Origin of the sequence: Kitasatospora sp. MAA19 (assembly GCF_029894125.1) — a bacterium.
Taxonomy (GTDB): Bacteria; Actinomycetota; Actinomycetes; order Streptomycetales; family Streptomycetaceae; genus Kitasatospora.
In genome coordinates, this window is sequence record NZ_JARXYZ010000006.1 from 89,343 (window position 1) to 110,297 (window position 20,955).

Below are 20,955 nucleotides of genomic sequence, written 5' to 3' on the forward strand. Positions count from 1 at the left end.
CGGGTTGGGGTCTCCGGGGCTCGGATCGCGATCCCGAGGCCGCATAGAAAGTCTATCGACATATGCAGTCGGATGACTTATCGTGATCGTCGCGGTGGTCCGGCGCGGCCGGCCTGCCGCGACCACCGTCCGGCTCCTGCGAGAGGACCTCCGTGCCCCGTCGTTCCCGCACGTCCACAGCACTCGGCATCGGCGCCACCGCCGTGGTGGCGCTGGCCCTGGCCGCGCCGCCCGCCCTGGCCGGGCCCGCGGCCGCCCCCGACCCGGTGCCCTCCCTGGTGGCCGGTCAGGACACCGCCGCCCCGCAGTTGGTCACCGGCCTGGCCGAGCCGGCCGTCGGCAGCCCCGCCGACGCCGCCCGCGCCCACCTCGCGGCCCACGCCGACCGCTACCACGTCGACCCCGGCGAGCTGACCGAGGTCGGCTCCGAGAGCACCGCCGACGGCCGGCGCACCGTCAGGTTCGAGCAGCGCCACGACGGCGTGCCCGTGTTCGGCGCGCAGTACCTGGTGCACCTGACGGGCGAGGGCGCCGGGCAGCGCGTCGAGTCGGTCGGCGGCCGGTACTTCACCGGCCTGACCGCGCCGACCACCGCCACCGTCCCGGCCGCCGCCCTGCGGGACCTGGCGCTCGGCTCGGTCCAGGACCCGAAGGCCCGGGCCGCGGCCACCGCCGAGGACCACGGCCTGGTCGTCCTGCCGGACGGCGCCGGCCGGCTCGCCCAGCGCTTCACCGTGCACGCCACCGACCCGGCGACCGGGGGGCCGCAGGCCCGCGAGGTCTTCGTGGACGCCACCGTCGGCGTGGTCGCCCTCGCCTACGACACCCGCGCCCCGCACCCGGCGGGCGGCACCGACCAGCGCGCCGCCGCGCCCGCCGCGGCCGGCCTCGAACCCGCCACCGGGACCGCGCCGGACGCCCGCGGCAACTCCGCCAAGGTGAACATCGCCCGCCTGCCGGACGGCAGTTACCAGCTCACCGACCTCACCCGGCCCGCCGCCATCACCACCTACGACGCGGGCGGCCGGGACGAGATGGACTTCGGCGGCGGCATCCCCGCCGACCTCCCCCCGGCCCACTCCCCCGGCCCGGGCTTCCCGGCCTCCACCGGCACCAGCGGCGCCACCGACGCCAGCGTCAACGCCGGTATCGTGTACGACTTCTACCACGACCGGCTCGGCCGCAACGGCCTGGACGGCAAGGGCGGCGCGATCACCTCCGTCGTCAACGTGACCCAGGACGGCGCCCCCTACGCCAACGCCTACTGGGACGGGAAGAAGATGATCTACGGCAGCGGGGGCCCCAACTACTACCCGTTCTCCGCCGCCCTCGACATCGCCGGGCACGAGATGACCCACGGCGTCATATCGAACACCGCCGACCTGGCCGGCATGGGACAGGCCGGCGCGATGAACGAGGCGATCGCCGACTACTTCGGCAACGCCATCGAGGTCACCGCCCGCGGCATGTCCATGAACGACCCGGCGGCCGCGCTGCTCGGCGAGAGCAAGTGCCGCACCGGCACCCCGCAGGCCTGCGCGGACCGCCGGATGGACGACCACCGCACCACCGTGAACGACTACCTCGGCGGCACCATCGACAACGGCGGGCAACACCTCAACGCCACCATCTTCAGCGGCGCGCTCTGGGACATCCGGCGCACCCTCGACCCGCTCACCGCCGACCGGGTGGTCTACCGGGCGCTCACCGCCTACCTCACCCCGCTCGACGACTTCGTGGCCGGGCGCAACGCGGCACTCGCGGCCGGCCGTGACCTCGGTCTCAGCCCCGCCCAACTGCGCACCGTGGCAGCCGCGTTCGACGGGCACGGGATCCGCACCGGCTGGGAGAGCCGGATCGGCATGGACAGCCGCACGCTGGCGCGCAGCCTCTCCTACTCGATGGCCCCACCGGCCGCCGCCGGCGGGCACTGGGTGGCGATGGCCCCCGCCCCCGACCCGGTCAAGGGCACGGGCGGCGGCAACGACAGCAAGACCACCGCGCTGTACACCGGCTCCACCACCGGGCGCGGCACTCCCGTCCGGCTCAGCCCGGACGACGGCCGCTACCACAGCTGGCCCGCCACCGACGGCACCAACGCCGTGTGGAAGGCCATCGGCACCACCGCCCAGGACCACAGCCGGGAGTTGTTGACCGCACCGCTGTCCGGAGCCGGCCCGGTCCGCAGCCTGTTCCTCGCCCCCGGGCAGGAGCCCGGCAGTGCCCAGATCTCCGGCGGCGACATCGCCTTCACGGTGAACGGCTCCGGCCGCACCGGCATCTGGCTGTCCCACGACGGGGCCCCCGCGGTCGAACTGCCGCTGGCCGACGGGCACCACCCGGACGACCTCACCCTCAAGGACGGCTACCTCGCCTGGACCGAGTCCTGGCAGGACGGACAGCAGCACGTCACCGCGCCGACCGTCTACTCGATCGCCGCCGGCAAGGTCACCGCGCAGTACACCGCGCACGCCGCCCCCGGCGCCGCCGCCAGCACCGCCTCCTCCGCCCGGCTCGCCGGCGGACGGCTGCTGTGGATGGACGCCCCCAACCGCATCGGCGCCCACGCCGCCATCCGCTCCGGCGCCCTGGACGGCTCCGGCGTGAACGAGGTGCTGGCCGCCGACGCGCCGAACGCCCCGACGATCGGCAGCAACCTCGCCGCCTCCGACCAGGCCGTCACCTACAAGGTCGAGAGCACCAAGCCCGCCGGCGGCTGGACCAACGCCGCGCTGCCCAAGCTCTGGCAGCTCCCGCTCGGCGGTGGCACCCCGCAGCGCCTCTCCTGCAACCGGGGCGGCCAGGACCAGCCCGCGGCCGACCAGGGCACCCGGGTGGTCTGGCTGGACTCCACCCCCGGCCGCACCGACCTGGTCGTGCGCGACCGCGCGGCGGGCACCTGCTGACCACCCTTCCCTGACCCCCACCCCCCAGGGGTCCGGCCCGGCGCGACCGGCTCACAGCCAGCCGCGCCGGGCCGCCTGCACGCCCGCCTGGAAACGCGTGGTGGCGCCCAACTGGGCCAGCAGCGCCGAGACGCGGCGCACCACCGTGCGCCGCCCCAGGCCCAGCCGCCGGGCGATGGCATCGTCGGTGGCGCCGCTGGCCATCAGGGTGAGGATGCGGCGGTCCCGGTCGTCGATCTGCAGGTCGACGGCGGACACCGAGGCCGGCACGGCCAGCCGCCACAGCGTCTCGAACACCGCGGCCAGGGCCCGCAGCAGGCTGGAGGGCCGGATCAGCAGCGAGACGACGCCGGGGCGGCCGTCGGCCGCCAGCGTGACGATCGCCAGGTCGTCGTCGCCCAGGGCCAGCTTGAGCGGCGGCTCGTCCAGCGTGCGGGCCTGCTCGCCCGCCTCGATCATGCGCGCCATGTTGGGGCCGGCGACCGGGTCGTCGAAGGCGCAGCCGTGGTAGATCGAGCGGTAGACGACCCCGGCGGCCATCCGCTGGCGCTGCAGCACCTCCTGGTCGAGGTAGAAGGCCGAACTGCCGGAGTAGGGCGGCACGTCGATGACCCGTACCTGGTGGCGGGCGGCGAGCTGGAGGCGGCGGCTGGCCGCCAGCACCTGGGCGACGTCCTCGACCACCTCCAGGGCGCCGTAGGTGCCGGCGTCGCGCCGGGCGAAGCGGTAGAGGCGTTCCAGCTCCGCCCCGGCCCGGCGCGCGGTGGCCTGGCGGACGGCGTCGCTGTGCAGCACCGCCTCGACCACCCGGCCGGGCGGCAGCGCCTCCCAGGCGTGGTCGCGGTCGTCGGTGGTGCCGGCGGTGTCGAAGGCCACGGCGACGCCCTCGTCCGCGAGATCCCTGAGCACGGCCAGGACGGTGTCCTCGTCCAGGCCCGCCCCGTCCGCCAGTTCCGGTACCCGCGCCCGTGGCCGGCCGACCAGGCAGTGGTAGACCCGGCCGCGCTCGGAGTCGGGATCCAGCACGTCGTGCACGACGCCCCCCGTCATCGTGTCGGTGTGTCATCTCGTCGGTGCCGCCCGGGTGGTCGGTGCCGCCCGGGCGCACGGACCGTCGGAGGCTACCCGCACCGGTGGCGCACATGCGCCAGTGGCCCAGGTGCGCCGCCGGGTGCTCTGGCGGACGGCGAGGTGACCTCGCAAGAGTTGTCGGTGTCCAGACAGCTCCAGCGGTTCCCCCGGGAACGGCACCCTCACGGCCAAGGACGACCATGACCCCAGCCCTGCCCGCCCGGCGCCCGCCCGTACGGCCCCGGCGCGCCCTGCTGCGGCGCGCCAGGACGGCCGTCGCCGCCCTGGCCGCCTGCCTCCTGCTGCTGGGCGTGCCCGCCGCGCGCGCCGAGGCCGGTGCCCCGCCGCCGATGAAGGACGGCTTCGGGCTCACCCAGGTCGGCGCCGCCACCGGCAGCGCCACCAACTTCGTGATCACCGTGACCACGCCCCAGGTCGCCGGGGAGCACACCATCCGGATCCTGCTGCCCGCCGGCTACGCGGCCGACCCGGCCAAGCGCTACCCGGTCCTCTACTTCCTGCACGGCGCCTCGGACAACCCGAGCGACCCGGCCCTGGCCTACCCCGCCCTCACCGCCGCGCAGTCGATGATCACCGTCATCCCGGACGGCGGCCTGCGCGGCTGGTACACCGACTGGCTCGACCAGGGCACCGCCGCCGGGGCGCAGAACTGGGAGACCTTCCACCTCGACCAGGTCGTCCCGTTCATCGACGCCAACCTGCGCACCCTGACGGGCCGCAGGAGCCGGGCCGTCGGCGGCCTGTCGATGGGCGGCTTCGGCGCCCTGCACTACGCCCAGGACCGCCCCCAGCTGTTCGGCCAGGTCCTCACCATGTCCGGCGCCAACGACCTCTCCGCGAACGAGATGATCATCCGCGGCGCCGTGGTCGCCACCCTGACCAACGTCGGCACCGTGCTGTGCGGGCCCAGCAACGGGCAGCCCTGCGGCCTCGACTTCGGCCCCACGGTCTCCAGCGACGCGATCTTCGGAACGCCCTACCCGGTGTTCAACGCCGACTGGCGCTGGAACGCCGCGGACCCGGCCTCCCGGATGGGTCTGCTGGCCGACACCGGCATCGCGGTCTACACCGGCAACGGCAACGGCAGCGCCGCCGACATGGAGTTCTGGGCCGAGGGCACCGCCAAGCGCGTCAAGGACCGCCTGGACGCCCTCCACCTGACCTACCACTACGTCGACTACGGCGACGGCGCGGTCTGGGGGCCCCACTGCAACGGCGGCCACAGCCCGGGCTGCTGGGCGCAGGACCTCGTGGACTACGTCCCGCGCCTGGAAGCGGCCTTCGCCGCTGCCTGACCCGCCCGCCGCGCCGCCCTCCGGGGCCGTGCGGTGACACCTCCCCCCTCTCTCGACGAAAGGACCCGACCCAGTGCCCTCCACCACCACCCCGAGCCGCCCGGCTCCCTGGCTGCGCCTGATCGCGGCCGTCCTGGTGACCTGTTGCGCCGCCCTGGGCTTCACCGCCGCCCCGTTCGCGACCGCCCGGGCCGCCGCGGCCCCGGCCGCGGCCTGCGCCTCCCCGCAGCAGTGCCTGACCCTCAAGTCCCTCAGCAACGGGCGCCAACTCGACGTCCAGAACGGCTCGATGGGCGACGGCGCCTACATCGTCACCAACTCCGCGCCCGGCTACCACCAGTCCTGGCGGCTGAGCGTCGACCCGTCCGACTACTCCTTCACCATCGTCAACAACGACACCGGCAAGTGCATCGACCTGGCCTTCTTCACCCCGGCCCTGCGCCAGCAGACCTGCGCCGGCCAGGCCAGCCAGCGGTGGTTCCTGCAGCCGGCCCCCGGGTCCGACGACGCGTTCATGATCCGCCACCTGGGCGACAACACCTGCCTGGACCTGCTGCTCGGCGCCAACTACGACGACGCCTGGACCGACCAGTACACCTGCAACGGCACCGCCAACCAGCAGTGGTCCACCGGCTTCCCGCAGGCCGCCCGCAGCCTGGCGCTCGACCACGCCGCCAAGCAGTGCCAGAAGGACGTCTCCTCCTGCTCCTGGGCGCTGAAGAGCGAGGCCCCCGCGGCGCCGCTGCCGAAGATCTGCGTCTCCTCGGTCTGGTTCAACAACACCAGCAGCGCCGCCCAGCAGAGCTTCGCGGTCACCAACATGAGCGGCTGGTCCAGCAGCATCGGCGGCGAGATCGGGGCGGAGATCTCCGGCGGCGCCCCCGGCGGCGTCTTCACCACCGCGGTCAAGACCGCTGTCAACTACAGCAACGTCTGGCAGGGCTCGACCACCGTCAACAACGCCGTCACCGTCTCCGTCCCGCCGCAGCAGTACGGCTGGGTGACGCTGGCCGAGCTCGCCCGCAAGGTCACCGGCACCTGGACCTTCGACGCCCGCGGCATCCCGTGGACCGCCGAGGACACCATCACCGTCCCGCTCACCTCCGACCCCAGCGGCGGCGCCACCCTCTACATCGCCAACACCAGCCCCACCTTCACCACCTGCGCCTGAGCCCCACCGCACCACCACCAGCCGCCGCCCGGCCCCGCCGGGCGGCGGCCCCGCTCTTCCCCGCCCCGACCTGCCCGGACCTGCCCGGACCCGCCCGGACCCGCCCGGACCTGCTGACAATTGTCACGGGTGGCCGGTGCGGCAGCACACTGCCGGGCGGGACCGGCGCGCGGACAGCATGGGGGCATGACCTCCACCGATGCGATGAGCCACCCCGACACCGTTCGGGCCTTCCGCACCATCAGACGACTGGTGTTCGCCTACCTGGGCCTCAGCGTCGTCACCCTGGCCGCCGCGTACGCCCTGCGCAACCACCCCGACCTGGTGAACCCGGCCGTGTGGATCCGCGGCACCCTCGTCGTGGCCAGCGCCGTGGTCACGTACCTGTTCACCACCCGGGCCGCCCGCGGCTCGCACGGGGCGTACCGGCGCCTGCGGATCATCTCGGCCGTCATGATCGCGGCGATCGTCGTGATCATCTCCGTGCCGGGCACCTTCCCGTTCTGGATGAAGGTCGAGCAGGCCCTGTGCGGGCTGGCGCTGCTGGGGGTGGCCCTCGTGGTCAACGGACGCCACCTGCGTACCCTGTTCGCGCGATCCGACGCGACGTGAGGAAGGTGCGGGTGGACGAGGACACGCGGACGACCCGCCGCGGGCGCGCCGACGAGCAGCGCACCCCGCAGCGGTGGACGCAGGGCTGGCGGCGGATCACGCTGGGCAGCGGGATGCTGGTCTACCCGTGCCTGACCGCCGTCGCCATGAGCGGCACCGTCTCCGGGGCGGCCCTGGTCGCCGGGTACGCGGTCGTCGCCGCGTTCTGCCTCTGCGTCGTCCTCGCCGCCACCACGGTCCGCGCCCACCGGCGGCAGGCGATCGTGCTGGTGGCGGTGATGGGCGCACTGTTCCTGGCCGCGCTGCCGTTCGCCCACGGGGACGCGTTCTTCCTCGCCGCCGTCGTCGTCTCCTTCGTCGCCGTGCTGTGGCGCCGCCACGCCACCCCGGTGCTCGTCGCCGCCACGCTGGCCGCGCTGCTGGTGCCGTGGGCGGTGCCCGCCTGGCACACCGGGCCCGGCACGTTCCAGGCGCTGGCGCTGCTGTTCACCGCGCTCACCACGGGGGCGTTCGCGGAGATCGCCGCCACCAACCAGGCCCTGGTGGCCGCCCGGGCCGAGGTGGCGCGCCTGGCCTCGGAAGCGGAACGCAACCGGATCGCCCGCGACCTGCACGACCTGCTCGGGCACTCGCTCACCGCGATCACCGTCAAGTCCCGCCTGGCCCAGCGCCTCGCCGGCAAGGACCCCGACCAGTCGCTGGCGGAGATGGCCGCAGTGGAGTCGCTGTCCCGCCAGGCGCTGGCCGACGTCCGGGCCGCCGTCACCGGCTACCGCGACGTCACGCTGACCGGCGAGCTGGCGCGCGGGCGCGAACTGCTGCGCGCCGCCGGGGTGGTCGCCGACCTGCCGACGTCCACCGACCCGCTGGCCACCCAGGACGGGGAGCTGTTCGGCTGGGTGGTGCGCGAGGGACTGACCAACGTGGTCCGCCACGCCCGGGCCGGCCGCTGCACGGTGACCGTCACCGGCTCCTCCGTGGAGATCCGCGACGACGGGACGGGGGCGCGCGGCAGGACCGGCGAGGGCAGCGGGGTCGGGAAGGGGCTGACCGGGCTGCGGGAACGGGTCGCGGCGGCCGGCGGTACCGTCGAGGCCGGCCCGCTGAGCCCGCGCGGGTGGCGACTGCTGGTCACCGTCCCGCCGGGCACCCGCGACGGGCGGCGCAACCCCGCCCGGGAAGGGACGACATGACGATCCGCCTGCTGCTCGCCGAGGACCAGGAACTGGTCCGCACCGCGCTGTGCGCCCTGCTCGACCTGGAGGACGGCTTCGAGGTGGTCGCCGCCGTCGGCCGCGGCGACCAGGTGACCGACGCGGCCCTCGCCCACCGGCCCGACGTGGCCCTGCTGGACATCGAGATGCCCGGACTCGACGGCCTGGCCGCAGCCGCCGTCCTCTCCCACCAGGTGCCCGGCTGCCGGGTCGTCATCCTCACCACCTTCGGACGCGCCGGCTACCTGCGCCGGGCGATGGAGGCGGGCGCGCTGGGCTTCGTCGTCAAGGACGCGCCGGCCGAGGTCCTGGCCGACGCCATCCGCCGGGTCGCGGCGGGCGAACGGGTGGTGGACCCGGAACTGGCCGCGGCCACCCTGGCGGCGGGCGCCTCCCCGCTCACCGCCCGGGAACGGGACGTGCTGAACGCCTCCCGCTCCGGAGCCGGCGTCGCCGAGATCGCCGCCAAGCTCTACCTCTCGGAGGGAACGGTGCGCAACTACTTCTCCTCCGCCATCGCCAAGACCGCCACCCGCAACCGCACCGAGGCCCTGCGCACCGCCGACGAGCGCGGCTGGCTCTGACTCCGCCGCGCGACGGGCGCAGGACCACCCGGGGGCGGGTCAGAGGCGCTCGATGGTCACCTTGGTGATCACGACGTCCTCCACGGGGCGCTCACCGTCGACCGGGACGGCCGCGATCGCGTCGACCACGGCCCGGGAGTCGGCGTCGGCGACCTGGCCGAAGATGGTGTGCCGGCGGTTCAGGTGGGCGGGGGTGCCGACGGTGATGAAGAACTGGGAACCGTTGGTGCCCGGCCCGGCATTGGCCATGGCGAGCAAGTAGGGCTTGGTGAAGTGCAGTTCGGGGTGGAACTCGTCGGCGAAGGCGTAGCCCGGGCCGCCGGCGCCGGTGCCGGTGGGGTCGCCGCCCTGGATCATGAAGCCGGCGATCACCCGGTGGAACGACGTCCCGTCGTAGTACGGGCCGCTGCCCGGCCCGCCGGTGCGCGGGTCGGTGTACTCCCGGGCGCCCTCGGCGAGTTCGACGAAGTTGCGGACCGTCTTCGGCGCGTGGAACTGGAACAGCTCCAGCCGGATCGGGCCCAGGGTGGTGTGCAGGGTCGCGAACAGGCCCTTGGCCATGGCGGACTCCTTTGCTCGGATGGTCAGTTGGGGGCGGGGACCGGCTCGACGGGGCCGAAGTCGCGGAAGGTGCCGCAGGTACGGCCCGTCAGCGCGGTGAGACCGAGCACGCTCGCGGCGGTGGCCAGGACGGTGGTGCGGCGGATCATCGAGAAGGGTCTCCGGTCGAGAGGATCGGTGCCGGCATCCTGGCACACGGCGGGTTCGTGGCCGAACCGGCCTTGTGCCAGGTGACAGGTCAGGAGGGGGCGGGCAGCCGGCGGGCGCCGAGGGCGACGGACAGGGCCATCAGCAGGTAGATCACCACGGCCGCGACCGCCGGCCCCGCGATGCCGCCCCCGGAGGAGAAGCCGCCGAGCAGGGCCACGCCGACGGTGGTGCCCGAGGAGCGGCCGGCCGACATCAGGCCGCTGGCCAGGGCCGAGCGGTGCGCCGGCGCGGCGGCCATGACCAGGGTGATCTGCGGCACCGTCGCCAGGCCGAAGCCCAGGCCGATGAAGAGCAGCCCGACGCCGGTGCCGACCGGGACGCTGCTGCCCACCAGCGCCAGCAGCAGGCCGCCGACCAGGGTCAGCGCCGTCGCGATGCCCAGGACCCGCGGGGCGCCGAGCCTGGCGTGGACGCGTCCGGCGACCAGCGGCATGAGGGTGATCGGCAGGGCCGAGGGCAGGAAGCACAGCCCGGTGGTGACCGGGTCGTACCCGCGCACCTGCTGCAGGAAGACGCTGATCGAGAACACCAGCCCGTAGTAGCCCGCGAACAGGAGCAGGCCCGCCGCGACGAAGGCCCGGAAGCCCGGCGCTCGGAACAGGTCCCCGGGGATCATCGGGAAGGCGAAGGTGCGCTGGCGCACGACGAAGGCGGCCGCGGCCAGCACCGCGACGGCGGCCGCCGCCAGGGGCAACGGCCTGGTCCAACCCAGTTCCCGTCCCTCGGTCAGGGCCAGGGCCACACCGCCGAGGGCGGCGATCGCGAGCAGCTGGCCGGGGATGTCCTGGGGCTCCCTGCGCGTCTGCCGCTCGTCCCGGGGCATGTGCCGCGCCGACAGCCACAGGATGGCCAGCACGGCCGGCACGTTGACCAGGAAGATGCTGCGCCAGCCCACCGCCGCGACCAGCGCCCCGCCGAGGATCGGGCCGAAGGCGACGGGGCTGCCGCCGACCATCGCCCACACCGAGACGGCCTTGGCGCGCGCCTCCGAGTCCCGGTAGGTGTCGGTGATCATCACCAGCGTCGCAGGGGTCAGCAGGACCCCGCCGAGGCCCTGCAGGGCCCGGGCCGCGACGAGCGCGGCGCCGTCGGGGGCGAGGCCGCACAGCAGGGACGTCACGCCGAAGGCGGCGACCCCGAGGCGGAACATCCGCACCGCGCCGAAGCGGGCGACCATCGCGGCCCCGGCCAGCACCAGGCTGGCGAGGACGATCGCGTAGGCGTCGACGACCAGTTGCATCGTCGACAGGCTCGCGTGCAGGCTGGTGCGGATCGCGGGGATCGCGACGTTCACGATGCTGATGTCGATGACGATCATCGCGGTCGCCAGACTGGCCGCCGTCAGGACCCGGCGCGGTCTCGGGGACGCCCCGTCCACGTCCGGCGGGTCGATGTCGAGGCTGGTCGAGTTGGCCATGCGGCTGCCGTTTCAGGTGAGGGTGGGGTTCCGTCGATCATCGTGCCGCGAGACCCCGGCCCCGGTAAATCCCGGACGGCGCCAACTGTCCTGCGGAGCGGTCGGGTTGTCCACCTGCGTGGCGGATTGGACCGGTTTCGGGTGGGTCGGCGGCGAGGGCGGGGCCGCGGGTTGAGAGGATCAGCCCGACAACGGGGATGAACGGGAAGGGGTGGGACCGTGATCGGCGCTGTGCTGGTCGGAATCCTGGTGGTCGTGGTCGGCGGCTGCGTGTGCGTGGTGTGGGCCGAGCGCGGCGGGCCCCGCTGGGTGCGCGTCGTGGCGTCCGCGACGCTCGCCTCGGGGGCCCTGCTGCGCCGCTTCCAGCGGAGCCGGCGCCGGAGCCTGCGGAGCGGCGGCAGCGGGGACGGCGGGGGCGGGGACTGAGACGTGTCCGACGAGGAGGGGCGGCTGCGGCGCGCCTTCGCGGGGCAGTTGGACGGCAGCAACGCCGCCCGCTGGCACGAGAGGTTCGCCCGGCTGCTCGCCGAGCGCCCCCCGGGCGCTGAGCGGATACGCCCGCCCCGGCCGCGCGGGCGGCTAGGGCGGGCGGGGCGTCAGCTCTGGGTGGAGCGGCGGCGGGAGACCGCGACCAGCGCCGCGCCCGCGGCGACGGCCGCGGCGGCGCCGCCAGCCTCCCAGCCCAGGCCGTCGGTGCCGGTGGCGGCGAGCTGGCCGGAGCGGGCGGTGGTGGTGCCGGTCGTGGTCCCGGCGGTGGTGCTGCCCGTCGTGGTGCCCGTGCTGGTGGCGCCCGTGCTGGTGCCCGTCGTGGTGGTCAGGGCGGCGGGCTGGGCGGCCGGCTGAGCGCCGGTGCCGGTCTGCGGCTCCTCGGCGGGCCGGGTCGGCTGCAGGGCGGGCTTGTTCGCGGCGGCCTCGTCCTCGGCGCGGGCGGTGAACTGGCCCTCCGCGAGGAACTTCGCGACGTCCTCGTCGGTGCCGTCCAGCGCCCGGCCGGCCGCCTCGCGCACGGCCCGCCCGCCGGCCGCCATGATCTGGGAGAGCTTCACCCGGTTGTCGTCGGCCCGCTGCTTGGGGAACTCGACCTCCAGGAAGTGCCGCACGTCGGCTGCAGTGCCGTTCAGCGCCTTCTGGGCCGCCTGACTCACACCCGGGCCGACATTCTTGTCGGCCAGGATGACGAGGACCGCGACGCGGTCGTCCTCGGCGCGGGCGATGAACTGGCCCTCCTTCAGGAACTTCACGACGTCCTCGTCGGTGCCGTCCAGCGCCCGGCCGGCCGCCTCGCGCACGGCCCGGCCGCCGGCCGCCATGATCTGGGAGAGCTTCACCCGGTTGTCGTCGGCCCGCTGCTTGGGGAACTCGACGTCCAGGAAGTGCCGTACATCGGCGGCGGTGCCGGCGAGGGCCTTCTGGGCCGCCTGGCGCACGCCCGGGCCGGTCTCCTTGTCCGCGAGGATGGCCTCGACCTTGGCGCGGTCCTCGTCCTCGGCGCGGGCGGTGAACTGGCCCTCCTTGAGGAAGGCCAGGAGGTCCGCGGCGGTGCCCCTCAGCGCCTGGTCGGCGGCCTTGCGCAGCGCCGGTCCGGCGCCGTCGGAGATCTGGACGACCCTCAGCCTGTTGTCGGGGACGCGGTTCTCCTCCAGCTCGACCTCCAGGAAGTGCCGCACATCGGCGGCGGTGCCGGCGAGGGCCTTCTGGGCCGCCTCGCGCACCTTGGGTCCGGTCTCCTTGTCGGCGAGGATACGCCGGACCTCGGCCCGGTCCTGCTCCTCCTGGCCCGATCCCTGGTCCTCGGCGCCCTTGGACGCGGTGTCAGGGCCGGAGACGCCGGCCGGCTGGGGGTTGTCGGCGGCGGAGGCCATCGACGGGAAGAGGACGGTGGGAGCCAGAACGGCGGCCGCGACGACGGCGGACACCCGAGGCAGCTTCATCCGGTAAACCTGCTTTGTGCGGAGGGATCGTGAACGCCCGACAGCATAGATCCTCTTTTACGGTTGCCATACCAAATATGCGCCGGTCCTCCATGTCTCCGGTCCCGAAGCCCGCGCGGGAGCCCGCGACGGCGGCTCAACAGCCGGTGGCCACGGGAGCGTTGCAGGCCGGCGCCACCCCTTAAGGTGGGGCGGATGAGCTTCCACGTGGTTGTCGGATACGGGCCCGCCGGGGCCGCCACCGCCCGTCTGCTGGCCGAACAGGGTCACACCGTCCGGGTCGTCACCCGGTCGGGACGCCCCGCGCAGGGCGGTCCGGCGGCGCCCGGCATCGAGCACGTGGCGCTGGACGCGGGCGATCCCGCGCGGCTGGCGGAGGCCGCGCGCGGCGCGGCGACGATCCACGGCTGCGCGGCGCCGCCGCTGGCGCAGTGGACCGCGCGGTGGCCGGCGCTGGCCTCCTCGCTGTGCGCGGCGGCCGAGTCCACCGGGGCGGTGCTGGTCATGCTCGGCAACCTCTACGGCTACGGGCCGGTCGCGGGCCCGATGACCGAGGACCTGCCGCCGGCCGCGACCGGCCCCAAGGGGCGGGTGCGGGCGGCGGTGTGGGAGCAGGCGCGGGCGCTGCACGAGGCCGGGCGGATCAGGGCGGTCGAGGTGCGGGCCTCGGACTTCTTCGGCCCCGGGGTGACGGACGGCGGGCACCTGGCCGCGCGGGTGATGCCGGGCCTGCTGAAGGGCCGGTCCGTCGCGGTGCTCGGCGCGCCGGACGCACCGCACAGCTGGACGTACCTGCCGGACGTGGCACGGGCGTTGGTCGAGGTCGCGGGCGAGGAACGGGCCTGGGGGCGGGCCTGGCACGTGCCGACGGCCCCCGCCCTGCCGGTGCGCGCGATGGTGGAGCGGCTGGCCGCGCAGGCGGGCACCGGCCCGGTCGCGGTGCGCCGGCTCTCCCCCGCCCTGCTGGGCACGGCGGCGCTGTTCTCCCCGCTGCTGCGCGAACTGCGGGAGGTCCGGTACCAGTTCGACCGGCCGTTCGTGGTGGACTCCTCCGCCTACGAGGCCGCGTTCGCGGTGCGCGCGACCCCGCTGGAGGAGCAGGTCGAGGCGACGGTGCGGTGGTGGCTCGAACGGCCGCGGGAGCGCTGACGAACGGCTCAGCGCTTGAACTCGTCAACCGCTTGAGCCCCGTCAGTGCTTGAGCGCGTTCGCGGCGCGGTAGCCGGCCGGCACGCCGTCGACGAAGACCACGTCGGCGACCATGTGACGGGTGCGCAGCGGGAGGATCTCCTGGTAGGCGGGCGAGTCGTACCAGGCGCGCAGCCGCTCGCGGTCGGGGAACGCGATGAGGATGAGGCCCGGTCCCCAGGTGCCCTCGACCGTCTCGACGGGGCTGTCGTGAATCAGGAAGCGGCCGTCGAAGGGGTCCAGGGTGGCGTCGATGCGCTGGAGGTACTCGACGATGTCGGGGCCGAACTCGACCGAGTGGACGTGGGCGAGGGCGTAGGCGGTCATCGCGGTTCTCCTGCGGGTTGGTCGGGTGTCCGTCGTCTGCGACGGTACGGCCGGCCGGGGTGGGGCCGAATCCGTCACGGATCGGCAGGGGGTACGTAGTCGGGACCGCCCCCGGTGGGTGCCGGGGGCGGCGGTGCAGGAGCAGGGTAGTCCGACGGGTGGTCAGGTCGTCGCGGCGTCCTTGGCGGGGGCCGGGCGGCCGGCGGGCGCGGCGGCGGGCGGGGCGGGGATGGTGGCGGCGACCGCGGCGGCGGCGAGGGCCACGCCGCAGCCGATCAGCAGGCCGACCCTGAAGCCGCTCTCCGACGGCAAGGTGTGGCCGCCCAGGGTGGTGGTGAGCTGGGAGAGGACCACGCCCACCACGGCGGCGGAGACGGAGGTGCCGAGCGAGCGCATCAGGGTGTTGAAGCTGTTCGCGGACGCCGTCTCGGACAGCGGCACCGCGCTCATGATCAGCGCGGGCATCGCACCGTAGGCCAGGCCCACGCCGCCGTTGCACACCAGCGTCACCACCAGCACGCCCCCGGTGGAGCCGATCAGGACCATCGAGAGCCCGTACCCGACGGCGATCGCGAGGGCGCCGGCGACCAGGGTGAACTTGGGGCCGCGGGCGGCCGACAGGCGTGCGCCCAGCGGTGAGACGGCCATCATCATCAGGCCCGAGGGTGCCATCCACAGGCCCATCGCCAGCATCGACCGGCCCAGGCCGTAGCCGGTGGCCTCGGGCAGTTGGAGCAGCTGGGGGATGATCAGCGCCTGCGCGTACATGCCGAAGCCGACCAGGACGGAGGCCGCGTTGGTCAGCAGCACCCGGGGGCGGGCGGTGACCCGCAGGTCCACCAGCGGTTCGGCGCAGCGCAGTTCCCACCGGCCCCAGGCGAGCAGCAGGACGACGGCGGCGGCGAACAGGCCGAGGGTGAGGGGAGCGGTCCAGCCCCAGTCGGCGCCCTTGGAGACGGGCAGGAGCAGGCAGATCAGGCCGGCGCCCAGGCCGGCCGCGCCGACGGGGTCGAAGCGTCCTGCGGCGGGGCGCTGGGCGGGGGCGGGGACGAGGAAGCGGATCATCGCGGCGGCGACCAGGGTGAGGGCGGCGGCGCCCCAGAACAGGGACCGCCAGCTGGCGTACTGGGCGACGGCGGCGGCGATCGGCAGGCCGAGGCCGCCGCCGATCCCCATCGAGGCGCTGACCAGGGCGATGGCGGAGCCGAGGCGTTCGGGCGGCAGGACCTCGCGCAGCAGGCTGATGCCGAGCGGGACGACGCCCATGCCCATGCCCTGCAGGCCGCGGCCGACGATCATCGGGACGGCGGCGGAGGCGAGTGCGCACAGGACCGAGCCGATGAACAGCGGTACGCAGCAGGCCAGCAGCATGCGGCGTTTGCCGAGCAGGTCGCCGAGGCGTCCGCTGATGGGGACGAAGACGGCGCCGGCGAGCAGGGTCGCGGTGATCGCCCAGGAGGCGTTGGACGGCGCGGTGTGCAGCAGGCGGGGCAGTTCGCCGATCAGGGGGGTGACCAGGGTCTGCATGATCGCGGCCACGGTGCCGGTGAAGGCGAGGGTGGCGACGATGCCGGTGGTGGACGTGCCGGTGGCGGTCGGGCCGGCGGGCTGGGGGCCGTCCATGGCGGGACTCCTCGGAGACTGGATGCGCTTGATATGTATCGTGCACATCATATGTATCGAGCACACTACATGGCCGGGTCACACCCCTTTGCCATACTGGGCAGGACCCGCGAAACCCGCAGGTCAGCGCTGCGGCGATGAGGATGAAGGGCGAGGGAGCACAGCATGGGCGAACGCACGCACCTGGTCGAGTTCGAGTACATGGTGCTCGGCCGCCACCACTACCTGAGCCAGTCCGCCGCCCGCCCGAGCGGCAGCACCCTGGAGCGCAGCGCGTACATCCTGCTCAGCCGCATCCGCATCCAGGGCCCGATGTCCATCGGCGAGCTGAGCGAGGCCTTCAACCTGGACGCCTCCACCCTCAACCGGCAGACCGCCGCCATGACGCGCGCCGGCCTGGTCGAGCGGATCGCCGACCCGGACGGCGGGATGGCCCGCAAGTTCCGCCTCACCGACGAGGGCGACCGCCGCCTGGACGAGGAGCGCGAGGCCCACGTGGCGGCCCTGGACCGGGTGATGGCCGACTGGTCCGCCCAGGACGTCACCGCCTTCGCCGCCTACCTGCGCCGTTTCAACACCGACATCGAGCACCTCGACGGCCGCCCCTGGCCCCGGCCCTGACGGGGCAGCCAACACGCCGACAGGGCAGGGCAGTTGGATCGCCGTGGCGCTCCCAGGAGTCCGGGACGGCGGTGACCGCCGGGGCGCCGGCCGGGTGGTGGGGTGGGGTGCCGGGCGACCCCCCAGAAAACTGGGATACCGGCGACTGATCGGACGCTGACAAGCTGACGGCGGCGGGCGGCCCGGAGGGCACCCCCGTGCCACCCGGTCCGGCCGCCGTCCCCCGTCGTCTCCCCTTCCTGGAGAGCCCTGTGCGTTCGTTAGTCCGGCGTGTCGTCCTCGGCATCGCGCTCGCCCTGACCGGCCTGGTGCTGGTCCCCGGCGCCGCCTCGGCCGACACCCCCTCGTCGGTCCTGTTCAACCAGAAGTCCGAGCGCTGTCCCGACGGCGTGCTGACGGGCACGCGCCTGCACCCCTGCGCGCCGGCCGACGGCCCGGGCCAGTGGGTGTTCAAGCCCGTCCCGGGCCTGCCGAGCGTCTACACCCTCAACAACACCAACGACCAGCGCTACTGCCTGACCGCCGACTACACCCCCGCCAGCGCCGGGTGCGTCGCCAACGACACCTCGCAGCAGTGGCGGGTCACGCCGTGGACCGCGGCCGACAGCACGTCGAGGTACGACCTGATCGGGGTGCGGCTGCAGAACATCTCCACCTCCCAGTGCCTGGACAACACCGAGCACAGGATCGGCGGCGGCTGGCGGCTCTACATGTTCCCCTGCAACGACGGCGGGTACCAGGAGTGGGACATCTACCGCAGCACCTACGAGGCCCTGTTCGGCCGCGTCGCCACCCACAGCGGCATGACCTGGGCCACCCTTGAGCAGCGCGCCGACAACGTCGTGCACGTCGGCAACGACACCACCAGCAACGCGTACAGCGGCGACACCCCCGCCTCCGCGCAGCTGCCCGTGCTGTGCCTCAAGCAGGACGGCCGCCCCGCCCCCGCCGGCGTGCCCACCAGCGGCTACCACAGCTGGGCCGGCGGCGAGGTGAAGGCCACCGTCCCCACTTCCGGCAGCCAGCTCTCCAGCCGGGCCGCCGCCGACCAGCTCTGCGCCGGCTACTTCGGCACCGGCTTCAGGATGGCCGAGTTCCACGACGGCGCGGGCTGGGGCCTGTGGGCCAACGGCACCCTGCCCGCCGGCACCCGCTTCTGGACCGCCATCAACGACCAGCCGGCCAACCCCTGGAGCTGACCCTCCGCCACGGGGGCACGGAGGGAGAGGGCGGGCGCCGACCCCGGCGCCCGCCCTCTCCCATGCCGTGCGACTACTCCAACCCGTTCCAGTCACCTTGGTACCGCCACAACGGCTCGTCGGGGTTGGGCGGCGCCACCTCGTCCGCGTACGCGTAGCGGAGGTGTCCTGATCAGGGGTGACGTTCGAATTGGTCGTCAGCTGATTGAGCAGGTCGGCGGCACGGTAGATCGCGGAGATGCCAGCGGACGGACGAGGGTGGGCGTGCTGCCGCAGTTCACCCAGCAGGTGCCGTCGGCCCCGGGGGAGGTGCCGCTGCGGCAGCGGCCGCCACAGGCATCATTCAGCCGAAGTGCCGAACACGTCACCGCCTGGGCCGATGTGCGCGCGCCGACCCCGAGTCGGCCACCTGTTTTCCGGCGGCGCCGATCAGGCCGTGCGCTGTCCGTGGAGGAGGACGGGCAGCGAGCGGTTGGCGAGGGATTCGGTGACGCGGGAGACTTGGGAGGGCGCCATGACGTCGGGGAGTTGGCGGACGGGGACGAAGCGGGCACCGAGCAGGCCACTGCGGTGCTGGGGCGGGACGGTGAGACGGGCGTCGTCGCGGACGGTGCCGCCGTCGAAGACGAGGCTGAGGCGTTCCAGGTGGCGGTCGGCGGGGGTGAAGTCGACGGCGAGGACGTCGGTGAGGCGGCGGTTGAGGCCGGTCTCGGTGTGGAGGTGCCGGGCGGCGGCGAGGTGCGGGGGCTCGTTCGGCTTCGCGGCGCCGCCGGGCAGGATCAGCCCGTCCATGTAGTCCGGGTCGACCAGGAGGACGTCGCCGAGCCGGTTGCGCACGAGGACGAGGCAGCCGAGCCGGCACACCGGCGGCTTGGCCAGGAGGCGGGGGTCTTGCATCGGGGGTTCACTTCCTGAGAGCGGCGAGGAGCACGAGGGAGAAGCCAGCCAACCACAGCAGGCGGGCGAGGAGTTCAGTCGTCATGCGTGAGGCGCTCGTAGCGCAGCCCTTTGCGCAGCAGGTCGACGATCCTCAGGAGTTCGACGGCACGGGCCGAGCCCAGACTCACCAGGTAGCACCCGGTCAAACGGCCGTGCTCCCAGTCGACTTCGACGGACGGCAACCTCACCCCACCCAGGGCGAGGACGGTCGTCAGGTCGTCCAGGACGTCGGCAGCCTGCCGCCGCCGCTCGGCGGTCGCGCGGGAGAGCATCGAGGACATGATCACTCCCCCGGCCGCTTGTGGACCTCGAAGGCGCGCCAGGCACTGTAGGCAACGGAGAAGGAGCTGAACCCCTTGGGCTCACCGGTCGGTTGGCGCAGCCACTCCCGGGTGACCTCGTTGAGGACCCGGTAGCACCGGGCCTCGGCGTCCCAGCGGACGCCGTAGCCGTGGAGGCGGGGAACCTGGCCATGGGGCATGAGAGAACCCTCCGCGATCGATGTTTCACGTTCTGTGCACATGGTGGCCCGGCGCCACCTAGCATCGGAAGCGAAGATGGACTTGTCTTCCAGGGCATCCACGTTGGAGTACCCATGGTGAACATCAGGGAAATCGATCCAGAGTCAAGCCGCTGGGCCCCCTTCGGAGTACTGCTTCGCAGGTCACGACAGGCGGCCGGCCTCACCCAGGGCCAGCTTGCGAGGCGCATCGGGTGCCACCCGTCCACGATCTCGGTCGCTGAAACTGCCACGAAGCAGGTGTCGAGACGATTCGCCGAGAAGGCGGACGAAGTCCTCGGGACCCACGGCTCCCTGACGCTGATGTGGCTTCAGGCCTCCAACAGTGCCGGTCTCGCCGAGGGATTCGCCGAGTTCACCAAGCACGAGACCCAGGCCACGGAGATAAGGCTGTTCGAAATCGGCCTCATCCCAGGGTTGTTCCAGACCCGGGCCTACGCCGAGGCCGAGTTGGCCGGTGCCGTGGATCTGGGCGAGGTCACCGCCGACCAGGCCGAGGAACGTCTCAACTTCCGGATGGCCCGGCAGAAGTTCCTGGAGCGCACGCCCCCGCCCCTGGTCTTCGTCGCCCTCGACGAGAGTGCTCTTCGATGGCGGCTCGGTGGTCCCGCCGTCATGGCGGAACAGCTCCAGCGGCTCGAAGACCTGGCCGAAGGACTGCCGAACGTCCTGGTGCAGGTCGTCCCCTTCACCATGGGGGTCCACCGATCGTTCCGCTCAGCCGTCACGCTGCTGACCGTCGGGGACAACACCCAGCTCGGATACACCGAGACACTGCACCGGGGTTTCCTCGAACGCGATCGGGCCACTGTCGTGACGTGGCGCAGGAGATACGATCGTCTTCAGGTAGACGCGCCGCCCAGGGCCGAGTCCCTGGCCATGATCAGAAGCATCCGGAAGGAACTGGCACCATGAGCTCCCGCTTCGACCTGTCCTCTGCCCACTGGGTCAAGTCCTCCCACAGTTCCGACGGGGGTCAGTGCGTCGAGGTCGCTCCCGGGTTCACCGGCATCATGCCCGTCCGTGACTCCAAGGACCCCCACGGCCCGGCCCTCGTCTTCCCCGCCGCCGCCTGGCAGTCCTTCGTCACCGCCGTCCGCACGGGAGAATTCGGCACCAGCTGATGTTGCTTGTGCGCCGCCGCCCCGGCCCGGGGCGGCGGCGCCTTCTCGACCCTCCCGCCGCTTCCGACGTGCATGAGAAGTCGGCCCCGCCGACTTCCTCCCCCAAGGGGGACCCGACACCGCTGACAGCGGGGGCGGACGTTCCCCGGGAGGCGGCGGTGGGTGCCCGTATTGGATGGGCGGATGTCAGCTGATTCGGAGTCAGGACTGCTCGCCGGGCCGCTGGTGGACAGGCCGACCCGCACGCCCTGTCCGGCCAGGTCGGCCAGGCGGGCGTGCAGGGCGGCGTCGGTCAGGGCGGGCGCCGACCCCGGCGCCCGCCCTCGGCCGTGGGCGTTCACGCCCCTCGGCCCCGACGGCGGCTGCCGACACGCGCTTCGACGAACGCCCCGCCGGTCGCTACGCTCGTGGCCCACTGTGG

The 20,955-nt window shown here is 73.6% G+C and carries 22 protein-coding genes and 1 pseudogene; 12 read left to right on the top strand and 11 right to left on the bottom strand.

What is annotated here, in order from left to right; translation table 11 throughout:
- Positions 1–152: 152 nt before the first annotated feature.
- On the top strand, positions 153–2,906 hold the full coding sequence (locus P3T27_RS12210; protein WP_280677424.1) for a M4 family metallopeptidase: 2,754 nt from the start codon (positions 153–155) through the stop codon (positions 2,904–2,906).
- A gap of 51 nt (positions 2,907–2,957) precedes the next feature.
- Here P3T27_RS12210 and P3T27_RS12215 read toward each other — a convergent pair whose 3' ends face one another.
- On the bottom strand, positions 2,958–3,956 hold the full coding sequence (locus tag P3T27_RS12215) for a LuxR C-terminal-related transcriptional regulator (protein ID WP_280677425.1): 999 nt from the start codon (positions 3,954–3,956) through the stop codon (positions 2,958–2,960).
- 221 nt (positions 3,957–4,177) lie between these two features.
- On the opposite strand from P3T27_RS12215, the gene P3T27_RS12220 reads away from it, so the two are divergent.
- The 5 genes from P3T27_RS12220 to P3T27_RS12240 all read left to right on the top strand — a co-directional run bounded on the left by P3T27_RS12220 (position 4,178) and on the right by P3T27_RS12240 (position 8,874).
- A complete protein-coding gene (locus P3T27_RS12220) occupies positions 4,178–5,293 on the top strand; it encodes an alpha/beta hydrolase-fold protein (protein WP_280677427.1) in 1,116 nt (371 codons plus the stop codon).
- A 73-nt stretch (positions 5,294–5,366) separates the two neighbouring features.
- Positions 5,367–6,464, top strand: a complete 1,098-nt coding sequence (locus tag P3T27_RS12225) for an RICIN domain-containing protein (RefSeq protein WP_280677429.1) — start codon at positions 5,367–5,369, stop codon at positions 6,462–6,464.
- Positions 6,465–6,650: 186 nt separating this feature from the next.
- Positions 6,651–7,076: a hypothetical protein gene (locus tag P3T27_RS12230; protein WP_280677431.1), complete on the top strand. Its 426-nt coding sequence runs from the start codon at positions 6,651–6,653 to the stop codon at positions 7,074–7,076.
- A gap of 11 nt (positions 7,077–7,087) precedes the next feature.
- Positions 7,088–8,269, top strand: coding sequence for a sensor histidine kinase (locus P3T27_RS12235; RefSeq protein WP_280677433.1), 1,182 nt, complete (start codon positions 7,088–7,090; stop codon positions 8,267–8,269).
- Entirely contained in the window at positions 8,266–8,874 is a 609-nt protein-coding gene (locus tag P3T27_RS12240) for a response regulator transcription factor (RefSeq protein ID WP_280677435.1), read from the top strand. Before P3T27_RS12235 ends, P3T27_RS12240 begins: the two co-directional genes overlap by 4 nt.
- A 39-nt stretch (positions 8,875–8,913) precedes the next feature.
- Here P3T27_RS12240 and P3T27_RS12245 read toward each other — a convergent pair whose 3' ends face one another.
- The 3 genes from P3T27_RS12245 to P3T27_RS12255 form a co-directional block, all read right to left on the bottom strand.
- Positions 8,914–9,435: a peptidylprolyl isomerase gene (locus P3T27_RS12245; RefSeq protein WP_280677437.1), complete on the bottom strand. Its 522-nt coding sequence runs from the start codon at positions 9,433–9,435 to the stop codon at positions 8,914–8,916.
- A 23-nt stretch (positions 9,436–9,458) separates the two neighbouring features.
- Complete coding sequence (locus P3T27_RS12250) at positions 9,459–9,584, bottom strand: hypothetical protein (RefSeq protein WP_280677439.1); 126 nt, start codon at positions 9,582–9,584, stop codon at positions 9,459–9,461.
- An 89-nt stretch (positions 9,585–9,673) separates the two neighbouring features.
- Positions 9,674–11,062 (bottom strand): MFS transporter, encoded by a 1,389-nt coding sequence (locus P3T27_RS12255; RefSeq protein ID WP_280677441.1) that lies wholly within the window; start codon positions 11,060–11,062, stop codon positions 9,674–9,676.
- 219 nt (positions 11,063–11,281) lie between these two features.
- On the opposite strand from P3T27_RS12255, the gene P3T27_RS12260 reads away from it, so the two are divergent.
- Positions 11,282–11,488, top strand: coding sequence for a hypothetical protein (locus P3T27_RS12260; protein ID WP_280677443.1), 207 nt, complete (start codon positions 11,282–11,284; stop codon positions 11,486–11,488).
- Between the two features lie 170 nt (positions 11,489–11,658).
- On the opposite strand, the gene P3T27_RS12265 is transcribed toward P3T27_RS12260, so the two are convergent.
- The gene (locus P3T27_RS12265) at positions 11,659–12,993 is read right to left on the bottom strand and encodes an ALF repeat-containing protein (RefSeq protein WP_280677445.1); all 1,335 of its coding nucleotides are present in this window, start codon (positions 12,991–12,993) and stop codon (positions 11,659–11,661) included.
- Positions 12,994–13,188: 195 nt separating this feature from the next.
- Between P3T27_RS12265 and P3T27_RS12270 the strand changes: the two genes are divergently transcribed.
- Positions 13,189–14,142 carry an NAD-dependent epimerase/dehydratase family protein gene (locus tag P3T27_RS12270; RefSeq protein ID WP_280677447.1) on the top strand — a complete coding sequence of 318 codons (954 nt, stop codon included), beginning with the start codon at positions 13,189–13,191 and terminating at the stop codon, positions 14,140–14,142.
- 42 nt (positions 14,143–14,184) lie between these two features.
- Here P3T27_RS12270 and P3T27_RS12275 read toward each other — a convergent pair whose 3' ends face one another.
- Together P3T27_RS12275 and P3T27_RS12280 are read right to left on the bottom strand one after the other, a co-directional pair.
- The gene (locus P3T27_RS12275; protein ID WP_280677449.1) at positions 14,185–14,508 is read right to left on the bottom strand and encodes a DUF1330 domain-containing protein; all 324 of its coding nucleotides are present in this window, start codon (positions 14,506–14,508) and stop codon (positions 14,185–14,187) included.
- 162 nt (positions 14,509–14,670) lie between these two features.
- The gene (locus P3T27_RS12280; RefSeq protein ID WP_280677451.1) at positions 14,671–16,131 is read right to left on the bottom strand and encodes an MFS transporter; all 1,461 of its coding nucleotides are present in this window, start codon (positions 16,129–16,131) and stop codon (positions 14,671–14,673) included.
- Between the two features lie 165 nt (positions 16,132–16,296).
- Between P3T27_RS12280 and P3T27_RS12285 the strand changes: the two genes are divergently transcribed.
- Entirely contained in the window at positions 16,297–16,752 is a 456-nt protein-coding gene (locus tag P3T27_RS12285; protein ID WP_280677453.1) for a MarR family transcriptional regulator, read from the top strand.
- Between the two features lie 251 nt (positions 16,753–17,003).
- Positions 17,004–17,951, top strand: a complete 948-nt coding sequence (locus P3T27_RS12290) for an RICIN domain-containing protein (RefSeq protein WP_280677455.1) — start codon at positions 17,004–17,006, stop codon at positions 17,949–17,951.
- Between the two features lie 429 nt (positions 17,952–18,380).
- Here P3T27_RS12290 and P3T27_RS12295 read toward each other — a convergent pair whose 3' ends face one another.
- The 3 genes from P3T27_RS12295 to P3T27_RS12305 form a co-directional block, all read right to left on the bottom strand.
- Positions 18,381–18,848 (bottom strand): NUDIX domain-containing protein, encoded by a 468-nt coding sequence (locus P3T27_RS12295; RefSeq protein WP_280677457.1) that lies wholly within the window; start codon positions 18,846–18,848, stop codon positions 18,381–18,383.
- Between the two features lie 74 nt (positions 18,849–18,922).
- Positions 18,923–19,171 carry a hypothetical protein gene (locus P3T27_RS12300; protein WP_280677459.1) on the bottom strand — a complete coding sequence of 83 codons (249 nt, stop codon included), beginning with the start codon at positions 19,169–19,171 and terminating at the stop codon, positions 18,923–18,925.
- A gap of 2 nt (positions 19,172–19,173) precedes the next feature.
- On the bottom strand, positions 19,174–19,371 hold the full coding sequence (locus P3T27_RS12305) for a hypothetical protein (protein ID WP_280677461.1): 198 nt from the start codon (positions 19,369–19,371) through the stop codon (positions 19,174–19,176).
- A gap of 114 nt (positions 19,372–19,485) precedes the next feature.
- Between P3T27_RS12305 and P3T27_RS12310 the strand changes: the two genes are divergently transcribed.
- Both P3T27_RS12310 and P3T27_RS12315 read left to right on the top strand, forming a co-directional pair.
- Complete coding sequence (locus tag P3T27_RS12310; RefSeq protein WP_280677463.1) at positions 19,486–20,325, top strand: helix-turn-helix transcriptional regulator; 840 nt, start codon at positions 19,486–19,488, stop codon at positions 20,323–20,325.
- Positions 20,322–20,534: a DUF397 domain-containing protein gene (locus tag P3T27_RS12315; protein WP_280677465.1), complete on the top strand. Its 213-nt coding sequence runs from the start codon at positions 20,322–20,324 to the stop codon at positions 20,532–20,534. The genes P3T27_RS12310 and P3T27_RS12315 overlap by 4 nt, the downstream gene beginning before the upstream one ends.
- Positions 20,535–20,740: 206 nt before the next feature.
- Here P3T27_RS12315 and P3T27_RS12320 read toward each other — a convergent pair.
- A pseudogene (locus tag P3T27_RS12320) lies at positions 20,741–20,839 on the bottom strand (aldo/keto reductase); the annotation flags it as partial.
- Positions 20,840–20,955 lie beyond the last annotated feature (116 nt).